Here is a 16,240-nt window from a genome sequence, read left to right as displayed (position 1 = left end):
CGAACTGCCGCGCGAGACGCGGCAGTGTTCTTTTTAGGACTCGAACAATGGATCGCCAGACCGTCGCGCTGCTGGGCGGCACCGGCTTCATCGGCAGCCGGCTCGTCAATGCGCTGATCGATGCCGGCAAGCACGTGCGGATCGGCACGCGGCGGCGCGACCACGCCCGCCACCTGCAGATGCTGCCGGTCGACGTCGTCGAACTCGACGCGTTCGACACGCGCACGCTCGCACGCTTCGTCGCCGGCGCGCACGCGGCGATCAACCTGATCGGCGTGCTGCACGGCGGCCGTGGCACGCCGTACGGGCCGGGTTTCGAGCGCGCGCACGTCGCGTTGCCGGCCGCGCTTGCGACCGCCTGCAGCGAGGTCGGCGTGCGGCGCCTGCTGCACATGAGCGCGCTCGGCGCCGATTCGCACGGCGCGAGCATGTACCAGCGCTCGAAGGGCGACGGCGAAGCCGCGCTGCATGCGGTCGCGGCCACCGATTCGCTCGCGCTGACGATCTTCCGTCCGTCGGTCGTGTTCGGCCCCGGCGACGCATTCCTCAACACGTTCGCGAACCTGCAGCGCACGGTGCCCGTGCTGCCGCTCGCGATGCCCGACGCGCGCTTCCAGCCGGTATTCGTCGGCGACGTCGTGCGCGCGTTCGTCAACACGCTCGATCTCGTCGGCGCGCACGGCAAGACCTACGAACTCGGTGGCCCGACCGTCTACACGCTCGAGCAACTGGTGCGCTACTGCGGCACGCTGGTCGGCCGGCAGGCACGCATCGTGCGGCTGCCCGACGCGCTTGCGCGGCTGCAGGCGCGCGTGTTCGAGTGCCTGCCGGGCGAGCCGATGCTCACGCGCGACAATCTCGCGACGATGTCGGTGCCGAACGTGCTGTCGGGGCCGCTCGCGCCGGAACTCGGGCTCTCGCCCGCGAGTCTCGAAAGCATTGCGCCCGCGTATCTCGGCGAAGCGACCGGGCGTTCGCGGTTCGACTGGTTCCGCTCGCGTCGCTAATACCCGCGGGGCGCCGCCGGCCGACGCCTTTCTTTTCCTTTTTCGCATTTTCCGGAACCCCGTCATGAAGCTCGTCATTGGAGACAAGAACTACTCGTCGTGGTCGATGCGGCCCTGGCTGCTGCTCGCGCATTTCGGCATCCCGTTCGACGAAATCGTGATCGAGCTGCGTCGCGACGACACGGCGGCGCGCATCCGCGAATACTCGCCGACCGGCAAGGTGCCGTGCCTCGTCGACGATCACGGCTTGGCGATCTGGGATTCGCTCGCGATCGCCGAGACGCTCGCCGAGCGCTATCCGCAATTCCCGATGTGGCCGGCCGACCCGCTGGCGCGTGCGCATGCGCGCTGCGTGTCCGCCGAGATGCATTCGGGCTTCGCGGCGCTGCGCACGCAGATGGGCATGAGCATCCGCGCGTCGATGCCGGGGCGCGGCGCGACGCCCGAGGCGCTCGCCGACGTCGCGCGCATCGACGCGCTGTGGAGCGAATGCATCGAGGCGTCGGGCGGGCCGTTCCTGTTCTGCGAATTCGGCGTCGCCGATGCGATGTACGCACCCGTCGTGATGCGCTTCAACACGTATGCGCCGGCGCTGTCGCCGGAAGCGGCCGGCTATGCGGCGCGGGTGACGGCGCTGCCGGCCGTGCAGCGGTGGATCGATGCCGCGCGCCGCGAAACCAACGTGATCGCCGAATACGAGCCGCAGCCATGAACATCTACGCAGTAGGCGGAGCGATCCGCGACGAATTGCTCGGCGTGCCGGTGCAGGACCGCGACTACGTGGTGGTCGGCGCGACGCCCGAGCAGATGACCGCGCAGGGTTTCCGGCCGGTCGGCAAGGATTTCCCGGTGTTCCTGCATCCGCAGACGCAGGAGGAGTACGCGCTGGCGCGCACCGAGCGCAAGACGGCGGCCGGCTATCACGGCTTCCAGTTCCACTACGCGCCGGACGTGACACTCGACGAGGATCTCGCGCGGCGCGACCTGACGATCAACGCGATGGCGCGTGAGGTGAGCCCGGAAGGCGCGCTGGTCGGCCCGGTGATCGATCCGTTCGACGGGCAGGCCGACCTGCGCGCGCGCGTGTTCAGGCACGTGAGCGACGCGTTCGTCGAGGATCCGGTGCGGATCCTGCGCATCGCGCGCTTTGCCGCGCGGTTCGCGGATTTCACGGTGGCGGACGAAACGCTCGCGCTGATGCGGCGGATGGTCGATGCGGGCGAGGTCGACGCGCTCGTGCCCGAACGCGTATGGCAGGAAATCGCGCGGGGGCTGATGGAGGCGAAGCCGTCGCGGATGTTCGCGGTGCTGCGCGAGTGCGGCGCGCTCGCGCGCATCCTGCCCGAGGTCGACGCGCTGTGGGGCGTGCCGCAGCGCGCCGATTACCACCCGGAAGTCGATACCGGCGTGCACGTGATGATGGTCGTCGACTACGCGGCGAAGCAGGGCTATTCGCTGGCGGTGCGCTTCGCGGCGCTCACGCACGATCTCGGCAAGGGGACGACGCCCGCGGACGTGCTGCCGCGCCACGTCGGCCACGAAAGCCGCAGCGTCGAGCTGCTCAAGCCGTTGTGCGAGCGGCTGCGGGTGCCGAACGAATGCCGCGATCTCGCGCTGGTGGTCGCGCGCGAGCATGGCAACCTGCATCGCGTGATGGAGATGGGCGCGGCCGCGCTGGTGCGGCTCTTCGAGCGCAGCGACGCGCTGCGCAAGCCGGCGCGCTTCGCCGAGCTGCTGCAGGCGTGCGAATCGGACGCGCGCGGCCGGCTCGGGCTCGATGCGCAGCCGTATCCGCAGGCCGAGCGGCTGCGCGTCGCGCTCGCGGCGGCGCGCAGTGTCGATGCCGGCGCGATCGCGCGCGGCATCGGCAACGATACGGAGAAGATCAAGGAAGCCGTGCATCGCGCGCGGATCCAGGCCGTCGCGCAGGCGCTCGCGATCGGCGAGTAGGCGGCAAGTAACAGGCAGGTAGCAGGCAAGTAACAGGCGCGGAACAGGCGCGGAACAGGCGCGGAACAGCGCGGAACAGCGCGGAACAGCGCGCGGCCTGCGCGCCGGCCAGCCGTTACGGTTTCTTCTTGCGCGCCGGAGTCGCGGCCGCCGGGCGTTTGCCGGCGGCGGCGCGCGGCTTCGCCGCCCCTTTCTTTTCGGCTGCGCCGGCCCTGGACGGCCGTGCCGCGGCGGCGTCGCGATCATCACGTTTGGGCGCCGGCGCGCGCCGGCTCACGCGCGGCTCGCCGGGCTTCGACTGCCTGATTTCCGTCGTCGTGGGTACGAATTCCGCACCACTGTCGTCGAACAGCGGCAGCGTGCTGACGGTGATCAGCTCGGCCGGCCCGTCGCCGGTATTGGCCACGCGATGCCGCTTGCGCGCGTCGAAGTGCAGCGAGTCGCCGGGCGTCAGCGGGTAATTCTTCTTGCCGACCGTGTAGCAGACGCGGCCCGCCAGCACGTACACGAATTCGTCGCCGCCGTGCGCGACCCATTCCGACCGGTAGCCTTCCATCATCTGCACCTTCAGCGCGTTGATCTGGCTGCCGTCGAACGTGGTCGACAGCCGCTCGTACCACTGCGACGCGGCGTCGAGCGCGTACGGCTTGCGGCTGCCCTCGTGCGAATCGGGCTGTGCCTGGCGCGGCTGCTCGATCAGCGTGCCGAGCGGCACGCCCAGCGCCTTCGCGACGTTGACGAGCGACGACAGCGAGATGCCCGTCAGATGGCGCTCGACCTGCGACAGGAACCCGACCGACAGGTTCGCTTCGATCGCCACTTCGAGCAGCGTCTTCTTCGCTTCCCGGCGCAGGCGGCGAATGCGCTGGCCGATACGCATGAGGTCTGAATCCATGAATCTCTTTCGTGGCAACGAGTCGGGGGCGCGGGCAAAGGGGCCGTGCGGCCGCCCGGGGCGGCGAGGCCGGCGCATTGTACCGCGCAGCGTCGCGGGGCGAATCGGCGTTGTGCCGGATTCGGCATGCGGCACGCCGATTTTAGTCCTACGAAAATCTTGGCTTGACCTCGATTTCGACGTGCTCTAGATTCTGTCGCGCATCAAACAAAGTTAAGTGAGACAAAAATTTTACCGAAGGCCTGCCTCTCGGCCGACGGCGCGGCCCGGCCGCGCGCCGTGCCGCGCGTGACCTGCGCCGCAACGACGTGCCATGCCCGGCGCGCGATGCCGCGGCACGCCGCCGGCCGCCGACAACAATGAATAACGGGCATCCGATGATCGATCGACTGAAATACAGCTTCTCCGGCCTCCCCCCGTACGACGCGTCCGTCGCCGACACGCAGGCCGGCCTGTCGCGCCTGCTCGATGCCGCGCGACTCGACGCGGTGCTGATCACGTCGCAGGACGAATACGTGACCGAGTACCTGCCGCGCGGCAACAACCCGCGCTACGCGGTGTCCGGCTTCGACGGCTCGGCCGGCTGCGGAATCTTCCTGAGCGCGGCGACCGCGCAGGCGCTCGGCCTGCCGCCGTTCGTGCTGTTCGTCGATGGCCGTTATCACTTCCAGGCCGACGAGCAGTGCGACCCGGCGCGCGTGCGCGTCGAGAAGCTCGGCATGAACGTGACGATCTGGCAGGCGATGGCCGACTGGCTGCTCGCGCACGCGAGCCGGCTCGCGCGGGTCGGCTACGACGCGCGGCGGATCAGCGTCGCGCAGCGCAACCGGCTGTTCGAGCAGACGCAGGCCGCGTCGCTCGACTGGACGAGCCTCGCCGAGCGCGAGATCGACCAGGCGATCGCGCTGCCGGGCTGGAACGTCGAGCGGCCGATCTTCGGGATCCCGGCAGCGATGACCGGCCTGAGCGTCGCGCAGAACCTCGACGCGCTGAACCGCCGGCTCGCCGCGCATACCGGCGCGGCCGACGGCAAGACGGCGTTCTTCACCTGCGCGTCGGACGATCTCGCGTATCTGCTGAACAGCCGCGGCTATCACATCCCGAATGCGTCGTCGCACCTCGGCTTCCTGTTCGCGATCGGCGCTCAGGTGGTGCTGTTTTTGCCGGAAGGCTGCGACCGCTGCGAGGTCGCGCTCGATGCGTATCCGGCGCTGCACGTGATCCGGCGCGACGTCGCGGCGCTCGAGCGCTTCCTCGCGCAGTTCGCCATCGAGCACGTTTGCTACGGCTTCGAATCGGTGAACTGCGCGCTCGTCGACGCGGTGAAGCGGGTGTGGCCGCACGCGCGGCATGCCGATCTCAACCCGGTCGAGGCGATGCGGGCGAGCAAGACGCCGGCGGTGCTCGACCGGTTCCGCGACGCGTTCGCGCGCAGCTGCGCGGCGATCGCCGAGACGATGCGCTGGGCGAAGAACGGCGAGCCGGGCGTGCGCCACACCGAGTACGACCTCGCGCGCCGGATCAACGACGCGTACGGCGCACGCTCCGCGGTCGCGCTGTCGTTTCCGTCGATCGCGGCGAACGGCGCGAACAGCGCGTTCGCGCATTACACGGCGGCGAGCGCCGACGTCGAGCTGACCGAAGGCGAACTCGTGCTGCTCGACAGCGGCGCGTACTACGAAGCCGGCTTCGCGACGGACTGCACGCGCGTCGTGCTGCGCCGCACGCGGCCGGACACGGTCGCGCAGCCGTGGCAGCGCGAGATCTACACGGTGGCGCTGAAGGCCTGCATCAAGGGGCTCGTCACGCGCTTTCCGGCGAGCGCGACGGGCGGCGACGTCGATGCGCTGGTGCGGCAGGTGTGTCGCGACCATGGCCACGATTTCGGCCACGGCACCGGGCACGGCGTCGGGATTCACGTGCACGAGGGCGGCGTGCGGTTCGCGCCGGGCGCGACGTACGGGCTGGTGCCGAATGCGGTGATTTCGGTCGAGCCGGGCATCTACCTGCCGGGCAAGGGCGGCGTGCGGATCGAGAACATCGTGATCGTGCGGCCGGACGACGCACAGCCCGGCACCGTGACGTTCGAGAACATCGTGACGGTGGGCTACGACTGGGACCTGATCGATCTGGATCTGCTGGACGACGCCGAGCGCGCGTACCTGCGCGACTACGAGCGGCTGTGCGTGGAACGCGGCACGCAGGTCACCGCGTGTCCGCTGTTGTAACGAAGGGGGAGGCGGGAGCGCGGCCGCCGGGCGGCCGCGCGGCGCGACGTCAGCCGGTCAGCGCGTGAGTGCCGACACGCGCCCGTCGGGGCCGTACACGCCGGCCGGCGCGGGCGCCGAGCGCAGCACCGCGAGCGCGCGCTCGTTGTAGTCCATCCGGATCCGGATCAGCATCCCGTTGTTCGCGTTGGCCTGGCGCGCGCGTTCGGCGGCCTGTTGCAGCAGTTGCCAGCGGCTCGCGAGGCGCGCGTCGCGCTCGGCCGCCTGGTCCATGCCTTTCTTGCCGGCGGGAAAGCCGAGTGCGGAAAGCTGCGTGTCGCGCGTGCGTTCGAGCTGCGCGAGCCGGTCGATCAATGCGCTCTTCTTCTCGACGATCCCGGGCAGCATCTCGAGCGGCTCGGCCGTCGTCAGCGCCTTTTCCTCGTAGACGAGCAGGGACGCGAACGCTTCGACCGTCGCGTGTTCGTCGTTGACCGTGGCCAGCAGCTCTTCTCTCATCGCGTCATGCTCGTCACGCCGGTGCGCGGGATGGCCGCACACCGGCAAACCGGTGAACCGGCCACGAGGCCGGGATTAGCTGCCCGGGCGCTGCTGCTGGAGCAGTTCGCGGGCGGTGTTCAATACGCCGTCGGCAATCTTGTTCGCGTCGATCGTCAGCGTGCCGTTGTTCAGCGCGTCCTTGATCGACTGGACCAGGCCCGTGTCGATATCGGCGTCGCCCGACGCGGATACGGACCGCAACTGGCCGGACAGACCCGACAGGTTCACGGTCGTGTCGCCGCCGCTCGATCCTGCATCGGCTGCCTGCGCGGACGACTGGGCCGTGCCGGACGGCGCACGGGCCGCGCCGTTGCCGGTCGGCGCGAGGGGGCTCGGTTTCGGAGTGGAATCGATCTTCACGATGGGTTTCCTGTACGGTTTGACCCAGATAACGGCCGGGTCGGCCCGAACTTTAGCATCGCGAGCCCGAAATGCTCCGAATAAACAATTCTTTACATTCTTGCGGCAGATCCGTCCCTACAGCGGAATTTCCACGGTGCCCGCGTCTTTAACGATCGCCGTGACGATCTGCCCGGCCGCCATCCGCACCCGCACCGACTGGCCCGGCGCCGCATTCGCGAGCACGCTGCCTTCGGCCGAGATCGTGAAGCCGGGGCCGGCCGCGACGACCCGCACCGTCTGGCCGGCCGATACCGACGCCGCGCTCTTCAGCATGTCCTGCCGCAGCGGCAGCCCGGCCGAGATGCGCGCGAGCGCGGTCGCGCCGATCGCCTGCGCCGGATCGGTGATCACCGCGAGCGGCATGACCGTCAGGTCGCCGTCGCGTGCGAGCAGGTCGGCCGCCGAGAGCGGCTCGCCGGGCGCGATCTGGCGCGCGGCGACGTAATAGGTGGCCTGCACGGCGACCTTCGCCTGCAGGTAGACGGTCCACGGCCGCTCGCCCGCGCAGCGCACGCCGACCGTCGTGCGGCCCCACAGGCGCGCGCCGGTCGGCAAGAACGGTTCGAGCGTCGTGCACGCGGCGAGCCCGCGCGGAAAGGCGGTCGTGACCGTCGCGGTGGTCTTGCCGGGCAGGCCGGCGATCTGCTGTTGCAGGAACGCGAGGGCCGCGCGCCGGATCGTTTCGGGGTCTTGCTGGCCGGGCGGCGTCGCGGGCTGGGCCGCGGGTTGAGTCGTGGGTTGGGCCGCGACGGTCGCCGGAGCCGGGCGGGCCGAAGCGGCCGCCGTGCGCGGCGCCGTTGCGGCTGATGCGGCACGAGCCGCGGCCAGCCGGGCGGCGGCTGCCGGTTGCGGCGCCGGCCGCGCGGGATTCGATGCAGGCTCGGCGGTGCCGGCGACGACCGTCGCGATGGCGGCCGGGTCGGCCGCGCGCGGCGTCGCGCCGTACCCGGCGTTCGCGCGGGCGGCTGCGTAGACGGGGACCGTTGCGGGAGCCGGCGCAGCGGCCGGCGGCGGAACGCTCGTCACGACCATCTGGCTGGCCGGTTGCGCCGCGTAGTCGCTGCCGGTCGCGGCGCTCGCCGCGCCGGCCGCGCGTTGCGCGCCCGAAGCCGAAGCGACGCCCGCATTCCCGCCGAACTGCCCGCCGCTCGCCGCATTGGCGTGCGCGAGCGCGGTTTCGGCCGTCTCGCCGCGCCCCGGAATCACGATCATCCCGTCGTCGGCATGGGCGGCTGGCGCGGCGATCCACAGCGCCGCGGCGAGCGCGAACGCACGCCGGACGTGCGTGAGCCGCCCGTTGCTGTCGCGAAGTGCGTCGCCCGTCATCGCCGTGTCCTCGATCCGTTGATCCGCTTCGCATTCTAGGGAGCCCGGGCGTCGCGCAAACGATGAATAGAGGGGGCCTTTGCCGCGTTATTCGTCCGATTGCCGGTTGCGTCCCGCGCCTACCATCGCTGTCATGGAAAAAAGCCTCTCGGGTCGCCATCCGGCGCGAGGGGCGTGCAGCGCTTCATACGGAGAGACGCACACATGCTGGACAAACTCGATGCGGAATTCGCGTTCGGCCGACAGGCGCTCGACGTGCGCGCCTACCGGCAGGAACTGCTGTCGTCGAACATCGCGAACGCCGACACGCCCGGCTACCAGGCCCGCGACGTCGATTTCGCGTCGACGCTCGCGCGCTCGCTGAAGCAGGCGGGCGGCGGCCTGGCGCCGAGCAACGCCGCGCAACTGCCGATGACGCAGCCGGCCGGCGTGACGAGCGGCATGTCGATGGTGTCGACGGCGCCGGGCCACATGGCCGGCACCGCGAAGCTGATCCCGACCGGCGGCCCGGCGGACGACTACGGCCGCGCGCAGTACCGGATGCCGCTGCAGCCGTCGCTCGACGGCAACACGGTCGATCTCGACGTCGAGCGCGTGCAGTTCGCGAACAACGCGCTGCACTACGAAACCGGGATGACCGTGATGACCCAGCAGATCAAGGCGATGATCGCCGCGATCACGACGAACTCGTAACGAACTCGTAAGCGCCGCTTCCGAATCCGGACTCGAACACAAGGAGCCTCCATGCCTTCGTTGATGAACATCTTCGGCGTCGCCGGTTCGGCGCTGTCCGCGCAATCGCAGCGCCTGAACGTCACCGCGTCGAACCTCGCGAACGCCGACAGCGCGACCGGCCCCGACGGCAAGCCGTACAAGGCCAAGCAGGTCGTGTTCGCGACCGACCCGATGGGCGGCGCGCGTACCGCGTCCGGCCAGGGCGTGGGCGGCGTGCGCGTGACCAAGGTGATGGACGACCCGTCGCCGATGAAATCGACCTACGACCCGGCGAACCCGGCCGCCGACGCCAACGGCTACGTGCAGATGCCGAACGTCGACCCGGTGCAGGAGATGGTGAACATGATCTCGGCGTCGCGCTCGTACCAGGCCAACGTCGAGACGCTGAACACCGCGAAGACGCTGATGCTCAAGACGCTGACGATCGGCTCGTAAGCCGCGCGCCGCCGACCTGACCGACCCGACACCGACAGTTCCGACAGAAGGCCAACAGGATGACTTCCTCCAACACGACGATCGGCAGCAACGGCACCAACGTGTCGACGCTGCCGACCGACACGATGAACACCAACAACGTGTCGTCGACCAACGGCACGTCGGCGAGCGACCTGCAGGCGACGTTCCTGAAGCTGCTCGTCACGCAGCTGCAGAACCAGGACCCGACCAGCCCGGTCGACAGCTCGCAGATGACGTCGCAGCTCGCGCAGATCAACACGGTGAGCGGCATCGCGCAGCTGAACACGTCGCTCACGTCGCTGTCGACGCAGCTCGCGGCCGGCCAGCAGACGCAGGCCGCGCTGCTGATCGGCACCAACGTGCTCGCGCCGGGCAACTCGGTCGCGGTGAAGAGCGGCGCGGCGTCGCCGTTCGGCGTGTCGCTCGCGAGTTCGGTGTCGAACCTGACGATCACCGTGAAGAACTCGGCGGGCGCCGTCGTGAACACGATCAACGCGGGCGCGCAGTCGGCCGGCACCGTGCCGTTCAACTGGACCCCGACCGACGCGGCCGGCAATGCGCTGCCGGACGGCACGTATACGGTCAGTGCGTCGTACACCAACAGCGCTGGCACGCCGCAGGCGGCCACGACGCTCGCGGCCGCGCAGGTGCAGAGCGTGGTCAAGCAGGCGGACGGCACCGCGGGGCTCGTGCTGTCGAACGGCACGACGGTGGGGCTCACCCAGGTTGCGTCGATCTTCCCGAACACGAAGTCGTCCACGTCCAGCGACACCACCACCAACTGATCGAGCTTTCCCGTAACGGAGAACGAAATGGGTTATCAACAAGGTCTGAGCGGCCTCTCGGGCGCATCGAACGCGCTCGACGTGATCGGCAACAACATCGCGAACGCGAACACGGTCGGCTTCAAGTCGAGCACCGCGCAGTTCGCCGACATGTACGCGAACTCGGTCGCGACGTCGGTCAACACGCAGATCGGCATCGGCACGGCGCTGAACTCGGTGCAGCAGCAGTTCGGCCAGGGCACGATCAACACGACGAACTCGTCGCTCGACGTCGCGATCAACGGCAACGGCTTCTTCCAGATGTCGAACAACGGCGTGACGACGTACTCGCGCGACGGCACGTTCCAGCGCGACAAGAACGGCTACATCGTCAACGCGCAGGGCATGAACCTGATGGGTTACATGGCCGACAAGAACGGCGTGCTCAACACTGCGCAGACCGTGCCGCTGCAGGCGCCGACCACCAACATCGCACCGACCGCGACGACCAAGATCAACGGCCAGTTCAACCTGAACTCGCAGGACACGGTGCCGGCCAAGACGCCGTTCAACGCGACCGACACCACGACGTACAACTACTCGACGTCGATCCAGGTGTACGACTCGCTCGGCGGCTCGCAGGCGGTCAACATGTACTTCGTGAAGTCGGCGGCCGGCACGTGGGAAGCGTACGCGGGCGTGCAGGGCGGCGCGACGAACGATCTCGGCACGATCACGTTCGATACGTCGGGCGCGATCAAGAGCACGACGACCGGCACGCCGGCCACGCCGACCGCGTCGCTCGGCCAGTTCCAGTTCACCGTGCCGAACACCGACGGCTCGGCGACGCCGCAGAATCTCACGCTCGACCTGACCGGCACGACGCAGTACGGCGGCAAGGACGGCGTGAACAACCTCGCGCAGGACGGCTACGCGAGCGGCACGCTCACCACCTATTCGATCGGCACCGACGGCAAGCTGACCGGCAACTACTCGAACGGCCAGACCGCCGTGCTCGGCCAGATCGCGCTCGCGAACTTCAACAACCCGAACGGGCTGGTGAACCTCGGCGGCAACCAGTATGCGGAATCGGCCGCGTCGGGCGTGCCGCAGGTGTCGGCGCCGGGCAGCACGAACCACGGCACGCTGCAGGGCAGCGCGCTCGAGAACTCGAACGTCGACCTGACCTCGCAGCTTGTCAACCTGATCACCGCGCAGCGCAACTACCAGGCGAACGCGCAGACGATCAAGACGCAGCAGACCGTCGACCAGACGCTCATCAACCTGTAAGCGCGGATAACCGGCAGCCATGGACCGACTGATCTATACGGCGATGACGGGCGCGTCGCAGTCGCTCGACCAGCAGGCGATCGTCGCGAACAACCTCGCGAATGCGTCGACGACCGGCTTTCGCGCGCAGCTCGCGACGTATCGCGCGGTGCCGATGAATTTCGGCGACGGCAGCAACATCGACCCGACGACGACGCGCACCTACGTGCTCGCGTCGACGCCCGGCGCCGATTACGCGCCGGGCCCGATCACGCGCACCGGCAATCCGCTCGACGTCGCCGTGCAGGGCCCGGGCTGGCTGTCGGTGCAGACGGCCGACGGCAGCGAGGCGTACACGCGCGCCGGCAACCTGCACGTCGACGAGAACGGCCAGCTCGTCAACGCGAGCAACCTGCCGGTGATCGGCAACGGCGGCCCGATCTCGGTGCCGCCCAACGCGGAAGTGACGATCGGCAAGGACGGCACGGTGTCCGCGCTGATGCCGGGCGACCCGCCGACCGCGGTCGCGATCGTCGACCAGATGAAGCTCGTCAATCCCGATCCGGCCACGCTCACGCGCGGCAACGACGGGTTGTTCCGCACCGCCGACGGCAATCCGGCCGACGTCGACCCGAACGTGGTCGTCACGCCGAATTCGCTCGAAGGCAGCAACGTGAACCCGGTGACCGCGATGGTCGCGATGATCGACAACGCACGGGCGTTCCAGCTGCAGTCGAAGCTGATCCAGACGGCCGACCAGAACGAGCAGACGGCGAACCAGCTGCTCAACTTCAGCTGAGCGCCCGCGCCAGCCCACGCAGGAGACCTGACAAGTGAATCGTTCGCTCTACATCGCCGCCACCGGCATGAATGCGCAGCAGGCGCAGATGGACGTGATTTCGAACAACCTCGCGAACACCAGCACGAACGGCTTCAAGGCGTCGCGCGCGGTGTTCGAGGATCTGCTGTACCAGACCATCCGCCAGCCCGGCGCGAACTCGACGCAGCAGACCGAGCTGCCGTCGGGCCTGCAGCTCGGCACCGGCGTGCAGCAGGTCGCGACCGAGCGCCTGTACACGCAGGGCGGCCTCACGCAGACCGGCAACTCGAAGGACGTCGCGATCAACGGCGCGGGCTTCTTCCAGGTGCTGATGCCGGACGGCACCAACGCGTACACCCGCGACGGCTCGTTCCAGACCAACGCGCAGGGCCAGCTCGTCACGTCGAGCGGCTACCAGGTGCTGCCGGCGATCACGGTGCCGCAGAACGCGCAGTCGCTGACGATCGGCAAGGACGGCGTCGTGTCGGTCACGCAGCCGGGTTCGAGCAACGCGGTCCAGATCGGCTCGCTGCAGATCGCGACCTTCATCAACCCGACCGGCCTCGAGGCGAAGGGCGAGAACCTGTTCGCGGAAACGACGTCGTCGGGCGCGCCGAACGTGTCGCAGCCGGGGCTGAACGGCGCGGGCGTGCTCAACCAGGGCTACGTCGAGGCGTCGAACGTGAACGTCGTGCAGGAACTCGTCAACATGATCCAGACGCAGCGTGCCTACGAGATCAACAGCAAGGCCGTGACGACGTCCGACCAGATGCTGCAGACCGTCACGCAGATGAAGAGCTAACCGGAACGTCCCGTCGCAGCCATGAAGCAGGTTCGCCTCCCCTCGTCAGCCACCGTCCGCGCCGCCTGCGCGGTCGCGGTGGCGGCGCTCGCCGGTTGCGCGCAGATCCCGCGCGATCCGATCATCCAGCAGCCGATGACGGCGCAGCCGCCGATGCCGATGTCGATGCAGGCGCCCGGCTCGATCTACAACCCGGGCTACGCGGGGCGGCCGCTGTTCGAGGATCAGCGCCCGCGCAACATCGGCGACATCCTGACGATCATGATCGCGGAGAACATCAACGCGACCAAGTCGTCCGGCGCGAACACGAACCGGCAGGGCAACACCGACTTCAACGTGCCGACGGCCGGCTTCCTCGGCGGGCTGTTCGCGAAGGCGAACCTGTCGGCGACCGGCGCGAACAAGTTCGCGGCCACCGGCGGCGCGAGCGCGGCGAACACGTTCAACGGCACGATCACGGTGACCGTCACCAACGTGCTGCCGAACGGCAACCTCGTGGTCAGCGGCGAGAAGCAGATGCTGATCAACCAGGGCAACGAATTCGTGCGTTTCTCGGGAGTCGTCAACCCGAACACGATCTCGGGCGCGAACTCGGTCTACTCGACGCAGGTCGCCGACGCGAAGATCGAATACTCGTCGAAGGGCTACATCAACGAAGCCGAGACGATGGGCTGGCTGCAGCGCTTCTTCCTCAATATCGCGCCGTGGTGATGACGATGCAGCTGCCTCTTTTTCACCGCCTGTCAACGCGTGCGCTCGCCGCCGCGCGGTTTGCCGCCTTCATGCTGGCCGCCTGCGTGCTCGGCGCCGCGCCCGCGCACGCCGAACGCCTGAAGGATCTCGCGCAGATCCAGGGCGTGCGCGACAACCCGCTGATCGGCTATGGCCTCGTCGTCGGCCTCGACGGCACGGGCGACCAGACGATGCAGACGCCGTTCACGACGCAGACGCTCGCGAACATGCTCGCGAACCTCGGCATCTCGATCAACAACGGTTCGGCCAACGGCGGCCCGTCGTCGCTGAACAACATGCAGCTGAAGAACGTCGCGGCCGTGATGGTGACGGCCACGCTGCCGCCGTTCGCGCGGCCCGGCGAGGCGCTCGACGTGACCGTGTCGTCGCTCGGCAACGCGAAGAGCCTGCGCGGCGGCACGCTGCTGCTCACGCCGCTGAAGGGCGCGGACGGGCAGGTGTACGCGCTCGCGCAGGGCAACATGGCGGTCGGCGGTGCCGGCGCCAGCGCGAACGGCAGCCGCGTGCAGGTGAACCAGCTCGCGGCCGGCCGGATCGTCGGCGGCGCGATCGTCGAGCGCGCGGTGCCGAACGCGATCGCACAGATGAACGGCGTGCTGCAACTGCAACTGAACGACATGGACTACGGCACCGCGCAGCGGATCGTATCCGCGGTCAATTCGAGCTTCGGCCCGGGCACCGCGACGGCGCTCGACGGCCGCACGATCCAGCTCGCCGCGCCGGCCGATTCGGCGCAGCAGGTCGCGTTCATGGCGCGGCTGCAGAACCTCGACGTGAGCCCGGACAAGGCCGCGGCGAAGGTGATCCTGAACGCGCGCACCGGCTCGATCGTGATGAACCAGATGGTCACGCTGCAGAGCTGCGCGGTCGCGCACGGCAACCTGTCGGTCGTCGTCAACACGCAGCCGGTGGTGTCGCAGCCGGGGCCGTTCTCGAACGGGCAGACGGTGGTCGCGCAGCAGTCGCAGATCCAGTTGAAGCAGGACAACGGCGCGCTGAAGATGGTGACGGCCGGCGCGAATCTCGCCGACGTCGTGAAGGCGCTGAACACGCTCGGCGCGACGCCCGCGGACCTGATGTCGATCCTGCAGGCGATGAAGGCGGCCGGCGCGCTGCGCGCCGACCTGGAGGTGATCTAAATGGCAGCCACGCTCCCCAACGCAAACGACCTCACGCAGCGCTTCGCGCTCGACGTGCAGGGTTTCGACGCGCTGCGCGCGCAGGCGAAGCAGTCGCCGCAGGCCGGCGCGAAGGCGGTGGCCGGCCAGTTCGACGCGATGTTCACGCAGATGATGCTCAAGAGCATGCGCGATGCGTCGCCCGACGGCGGGCTGTTCGATTCGCATACGTCGAAGATGTACACGTCGATGCTCGACCAGCAGCTCGCGCAGCAGATGTCGACGCGCGGGATCGGCGTCGCCGACGCGCTGATGAAGCAGTTGCTGCGCAATGCGGGCGCCGGTGCGGGCAGCGATACGGCAGCGGATGTGGGCGCGGGCGGCATGGGCGCCGGCGGCCTTGGCACGGCCGGCAACGAAGGCAGCCTCGCCGCGATGAACGCGATGGCGAAGGCCTATGCGAACGCGGCGAACAACGGCGGGCTCGCCGGTGCGCGCGGCTATTCGGCCGGCAGCGCGCTGACGCCGCCGGTCAAGGGCGCGAGCGGCGTGCAGGACGCGGACGCATTCGTCGACCGGCTCGCGGCCCCCGCGCAGGCGGCCAGCGCGACGACCGGCATCCCGGCGCGTTTCATCGTCGGCCAGGCCGCGCTCGAATCGGGCTGGGGCAAGCGCGAGATCCGCGCGGCGGACGGCTCGACCAGCTACAACGTGTTCGGCATCAAGGCGAACAAGAGCTGGACCGGCCGCACCGTGTCGGCGCTGACCACCGAATACGTGAACGGCACGCCGCGCCGCGTGGTCGCGAAGTTCCGCGCGTACGACTCGTACGAGCACGCGATGACCGATTACGCGAACCTGCTGAAGAACAACCCGCGCTACGCGGGCGTGCTGAGCGCGAGCCGCAGCGTCGAGGGCTTCGCGCACGGCATGCAGAAGGCCGGTTACGCAACCGACCCGAATTACGCGAAGAAGCTGATCTCGATCATGCAGCAGATCGGCTGACGGGCCCGCCCGTCGTCGGTTCGTCCCCCCTTCGGACCGCGCCCGGCACCTTGCCGCGCGCGGTTTCAACGTTTGCGCGAAATAAATCGCCGTTTCGATCTAAACTTTCGGTCAGCACTGCCGCTAAGTGTGAGAGACCTGCGACCGGGCCCCCGTTCTGGCCCGGTTTT

General features: G+C 69.0%; 17 protein-coding genes. 13 read left to right on the top strand and 4 right to left on the bottom strand.

Going from position 1 to position 16,240, the window contains the following annotated elements; all coding sequences use genetic code 11:
• Positions 1-47 precede the first annotated feature (47 nt).
• The 3 genes from HWX07_RS22185 to HWX07_RS22175 all read left to right on the top strand — a co-directional run bounded on the left by HWX07_RS22185 (position 48) and on the right by HWX07_RS22175 (position 2,957).
• Positions 48-1,007 (top strand): complex I NDUFA9 subunit family protein, encoded by a 960-nt coding sequence (locus HWX07_RS22185; RefSeq protein WP_175877690.1) that lies wholly within the window; start codon positions 48-50, stop codon positions 1,005-1,007.
• A 64-nt stretch (positions 1,008-1,071) separates the two neighbouring features.
• On the top strand, positions 1,072-1,719 hold the full coding sequence (locus tag HWX07_RS22180; RefSeq protein ID WP_175877689.1) for a glutathione S-transferase family protein: 648 nt from the start codon (positions 1,072-1,074) through the stop codon (positions 1,717-1,719).
• The gene (locus HWX07_RS22175; protein WP_175877688.1) at positions 1,716-2,957 is read left to right on the top strand and encodes a multifunctional CCA addition/repair protein; all 1,242 of its coding nucleotides are present in this window, start codon (positions 1,716-1,718) and stop codon (positions 2,955-2,957) included. Before HWX07_RS22180 ends, HWX07_RS22175 begins: the two co-directional genes overlap by 4 nt.
• A gap of 115 nt (positions 2,958-3,072) precedes the next feature.
• Here the strand turns inward: HWX07_RS22175 and HWX07_RS22170 are convergent, their stop codons facing one another.
• Complete coding sequence (locus HWX07_RS22170; RefSeq protein WP_175877687.1) at positions 3,073-3,852, bottom strand: XRE family transcriptional regulator; 780 nt, start codon at positions 3,850-3,852, stop codon at positions 3,073-3,075.
• A 377-nt stretch (positions 3,853-4,229) separates the two neighbouring features.
• On the opposite strand from HWX07_RS22170, the gene HWX07_RS22165 reads away from it, so the two are divergent.
• Positions 4,230-6,080, top strand: coding sequence for a M24 family metallopeptidase (locus HWX07_RS22165; protein ID WP_175877686.1), 1,851 nt, complete (start codon positions 4,230-4,232; stop codon positions 6,078-6,080).
• Between the two features lie 57 nt (positions 6,081-6,137).
• On the opposite strand, the gene HWX07_RS22160 is transcribed toward HWX07_RS22165, so the two are convergent.
• From HWX07_RS22160 to flgA, 3 genes are all read right to left on the bottom strand, one after another.
• On the bottom strand, positions 6,138-6,578 hold the full coding sequence (locus HWX07_RS22160) for a flagellar protein FlgN (RefSeq protein WP_006477557.1): 441 nt from the start codon (positions 6,576-6,578) through the stop codon (positions 6,138-6,140).
• A 75-nt stretch (positions 6,579-6,653) separates the two neighbouring features.
• A complete protein-coding gene (gene flgM / locus HWX07_RS22155) occupies positions 6,654-6,980 on the bottom strand; it encodes a flagellar biosynthesis anti-sigma factor FlgM (protein ID WP_006477558.1) in 327 nt (108 codons plus the stop codon).
• 117 nt (positions 6,981-7,097) lie between these two features.
• Positions 7,098-8,348: a flagellar basal body P-ring formation chaperone FlgA gene (gene flgA, locus HWX07_RS22150; protein WP_175877685.1), complete on the bottom strand. Its 1,251-nt coding sequence runs from the start codon at positions 8,346-8,348 to the stop codon at positions 7,098-7,100.
• 204 nt (positions 8,349-8,552) lie between these two features.
• On the opposite strand from flgA, the gene flgB reads away from it, so the two are divergent.
• From flgB to flgJ, 9 genes are read left to right on the top strand one after another with little or no spacing between them, the layout of a single operon-like run.
• Positions 8,553-9,041, top strand: a complete 489-nt coding sequence (flgB, locus tag HWX07_RS22145) for a flagellar basal body rod protein FlgB (RefSeq protein ID WP_175877684.1) — start codon at positions 8,553-8,555, stop codon at positions 9,039-9,041.
• Between the two features lie 51 nt (positions 9,042-9,092).
• The gene (gene flgC / locus HWX07_RS22140) at positions 9,093-9,518 is read left to right on the top strand and encodes a flagellar basal body rod protein FlgC (RefSeq protein ID WP_006485701.1); all 426 of its coding nucleotides are present in this window, start codon (positions 9,093-9,095) and stop codon (positions 9,516-9,518) included.
• 59 nt (positions 9,519-9,577) lie between these two features.
• Positions 9,578-10,324, top strand: a complete 747-nt coding sequence (flgD, locus tag HWX07_RS22135) for a flagellar hook assembly protein FlgD (RefSeq protein WP_175877683.1) — start codon at positions 9,578-9,580, stop codon at positions 10,322-10,324.
• Positions 10,325-10,351: 27 nt separating this feature from the next.
• Positions 10,352-11,593, top strand: a complete 1,242-nt coding sequence (gene flgE, locus HWX07_RS22130) for a flagellar hook protein FlgE (protein WP_175877682.1) — start codon at positions 10,352-10,354, stop codon at positions 11,591-11,593.
• Positions 11,594-11,612: 19 nt separating this feature from the next.
• Entirely contained in the window at positions 11,613-12,371 is a 759-nt protein-coding gene (gene flgF, locus HWX07_RS22125) for a flagellar basal-body rod protein FlgF (RefSeq protein WP_175877681.1), read from the top strand.
• A gap of 34 nt (positions 12,372-12,405) precedes the next feature.
• Positions 12,406-13,194 carry a flagellar basal-body rod protein FlgG gene (gene flgG / locus HWX07_RS22120; RefSeq protein ID WP_006477564.1) on the top strand — a complete coding sequence of 263 codons (789 nt, stop codon included), beginning with the start codon at positions 12,406-12,408 and terminating at the stop codon, positions 13,192-13,194.
• Positions 13,195-13,215: 21 nt separating this feature from the next.
• Positions 13,216-13,905 carry a flagellar basal body L-ring protein FlgH gene (gene flgH, locus HWX07_RS22115; protein WP_011546413.1) on the top strand — a complete coding sequence of 230 codons (690 nt, stop codon included), beginning with the start codon at positions 13,216-13,218 and terminating at the stop codon, positions 13,903-13,905.
• Positions 13,906-13,910: 5 nt separating this feature from the next.
• On the top strand, positions 13,911-15,086 hold the full coding sequence (locus HWX07_RS22110) for a flagellar basal body P-ring protein FlgI (protein WP_175877680.1): 1,176 nt from the start codon (positions 13,911-13,913) through the stop codon (positions 15,084-15,086).
• Positions 15,087-16,070 (top strand): flagellar assembly peptidoglycan hydrolase FlgJ, encoded by a 984-nt coding sequence (gene flgJ, locus HWX07_RS22105; RefSeq protein ID WP_069233266.1) that lies wholly within the window; start codon positions 15,087-15,089, stop codon positions 16,068-16,070.
• Positions 16,071-16,240: the final 170 nt, after the last annotated feature.

Source organism: Burkholderia sp. BCC0097, assembly GCF_902832985.1.
GTDB classification, from domain to species: domain Bacteria; phylum Pseudomonadota; class Gammaproteobacteria; order Burkholderiales; family Burkholderiaceae; genus Burkholderia; species Burkholderia orbicola.
This window is presented reverse-complemented; position numbering and strand designations above follow the sequence as displayed.

Coding starts and splice junctions, on each gene's coding strand:
- flgF (WP_175877681.1), top strand. CDS start 11,613: ATGGACCGACTGATCTATACGGCGATGACGGGCGCGTCGCAGTCGCTC.
- flgA (WP_175877685.1), bottom strand. CDS start 8,348: ATGACGGGCGACGCACTTCGCGACAGCAACGGGCGGCTCACGCACGTC.
- flgD (WP_175877683.1), top strand. CDS start 9,578: ATGACTTCCTCCAACACGACGATCGGCAGCAACGGCACCAACGTGTCG.
- HWX07_RS22180 (WP_175877689.1), top strand. CDS start 1,072: ATGAAGCTCGTCATTGGAGACAAGAACTACTCGTCGTGGTCGATGCGG.
- HWX07_RS22165 (WP_175877686.1), top strand. CDS start 4,230: ATGATCGATCGACTGAAATACAGCTTCTCCGGCCTCCCCCCGTACGAC.
- HWX07_RS22175 (WP_175877688.1), top strand. CDS start 1,716: ATGAACATCTACGCAGTAGGCGGAGCGATCCGCGACGAATTGCTCGGC.
- flgC (WP_006485701.1), top strand. CDS start 9,093: ATGCCTTCGTTGATGAACATCTTCGGCGTCGCCGGTTCGGCGCTGTCC.
- HWX07_RS22170 (WP_175877687.1), bottom strand. CDS start 3,852: ATGGATTCAGACCTCATGCGTATCGGCCAGCGCATTCGCCGCCTGCGC.
- HWX07_RS22185 (WP_175877690.1), top strand. CDS start 48: ATGGATCGCCAGACCGTCGCGCTGCTGGGCGGCACCGGCTTCATCGGC.
- flgJ (WP_069233266.1), top strand. CDS start 15,087: ATGGCAGCCACGCTCCCCAACGCAAACGACCTCACGCAGCGCTTCGCG.
- flgE (WP_175877682.1), top strand. CDS start 10,352: ATGGGTTATCAACAAGGTCTGAGCGGCCTCTCGGGCGCATCGAACGCG.
- HWX07_RS22160 (WP_006477557.1), bottom strand. CDS start 6,578: ATGAGAGAAGAGCTGCTGGCCACGGTCAACGACGAACACGCGACGGTC.
- flgB (WP_175877684.1), top strand. CDS start 8,553: ATGCTGGACAAACTCGATGCGGAATTCGCGTTCGGCCGACAGGCGCTC.
- HWX07_RS22110 (WP_175877680.1), top strand. CDS start 13,911: ATGCAGCTGCCTCTTTTTCACCGCCTGTCAACGCGTGCGCTCGCCGCC.
- flgH (WP_011546413.1), top strand. CDS start 13,216: ATGAAGCAGGTTCGCCTCCCCTCGTCAGCCACCGTCCGCGCCGCCTGC.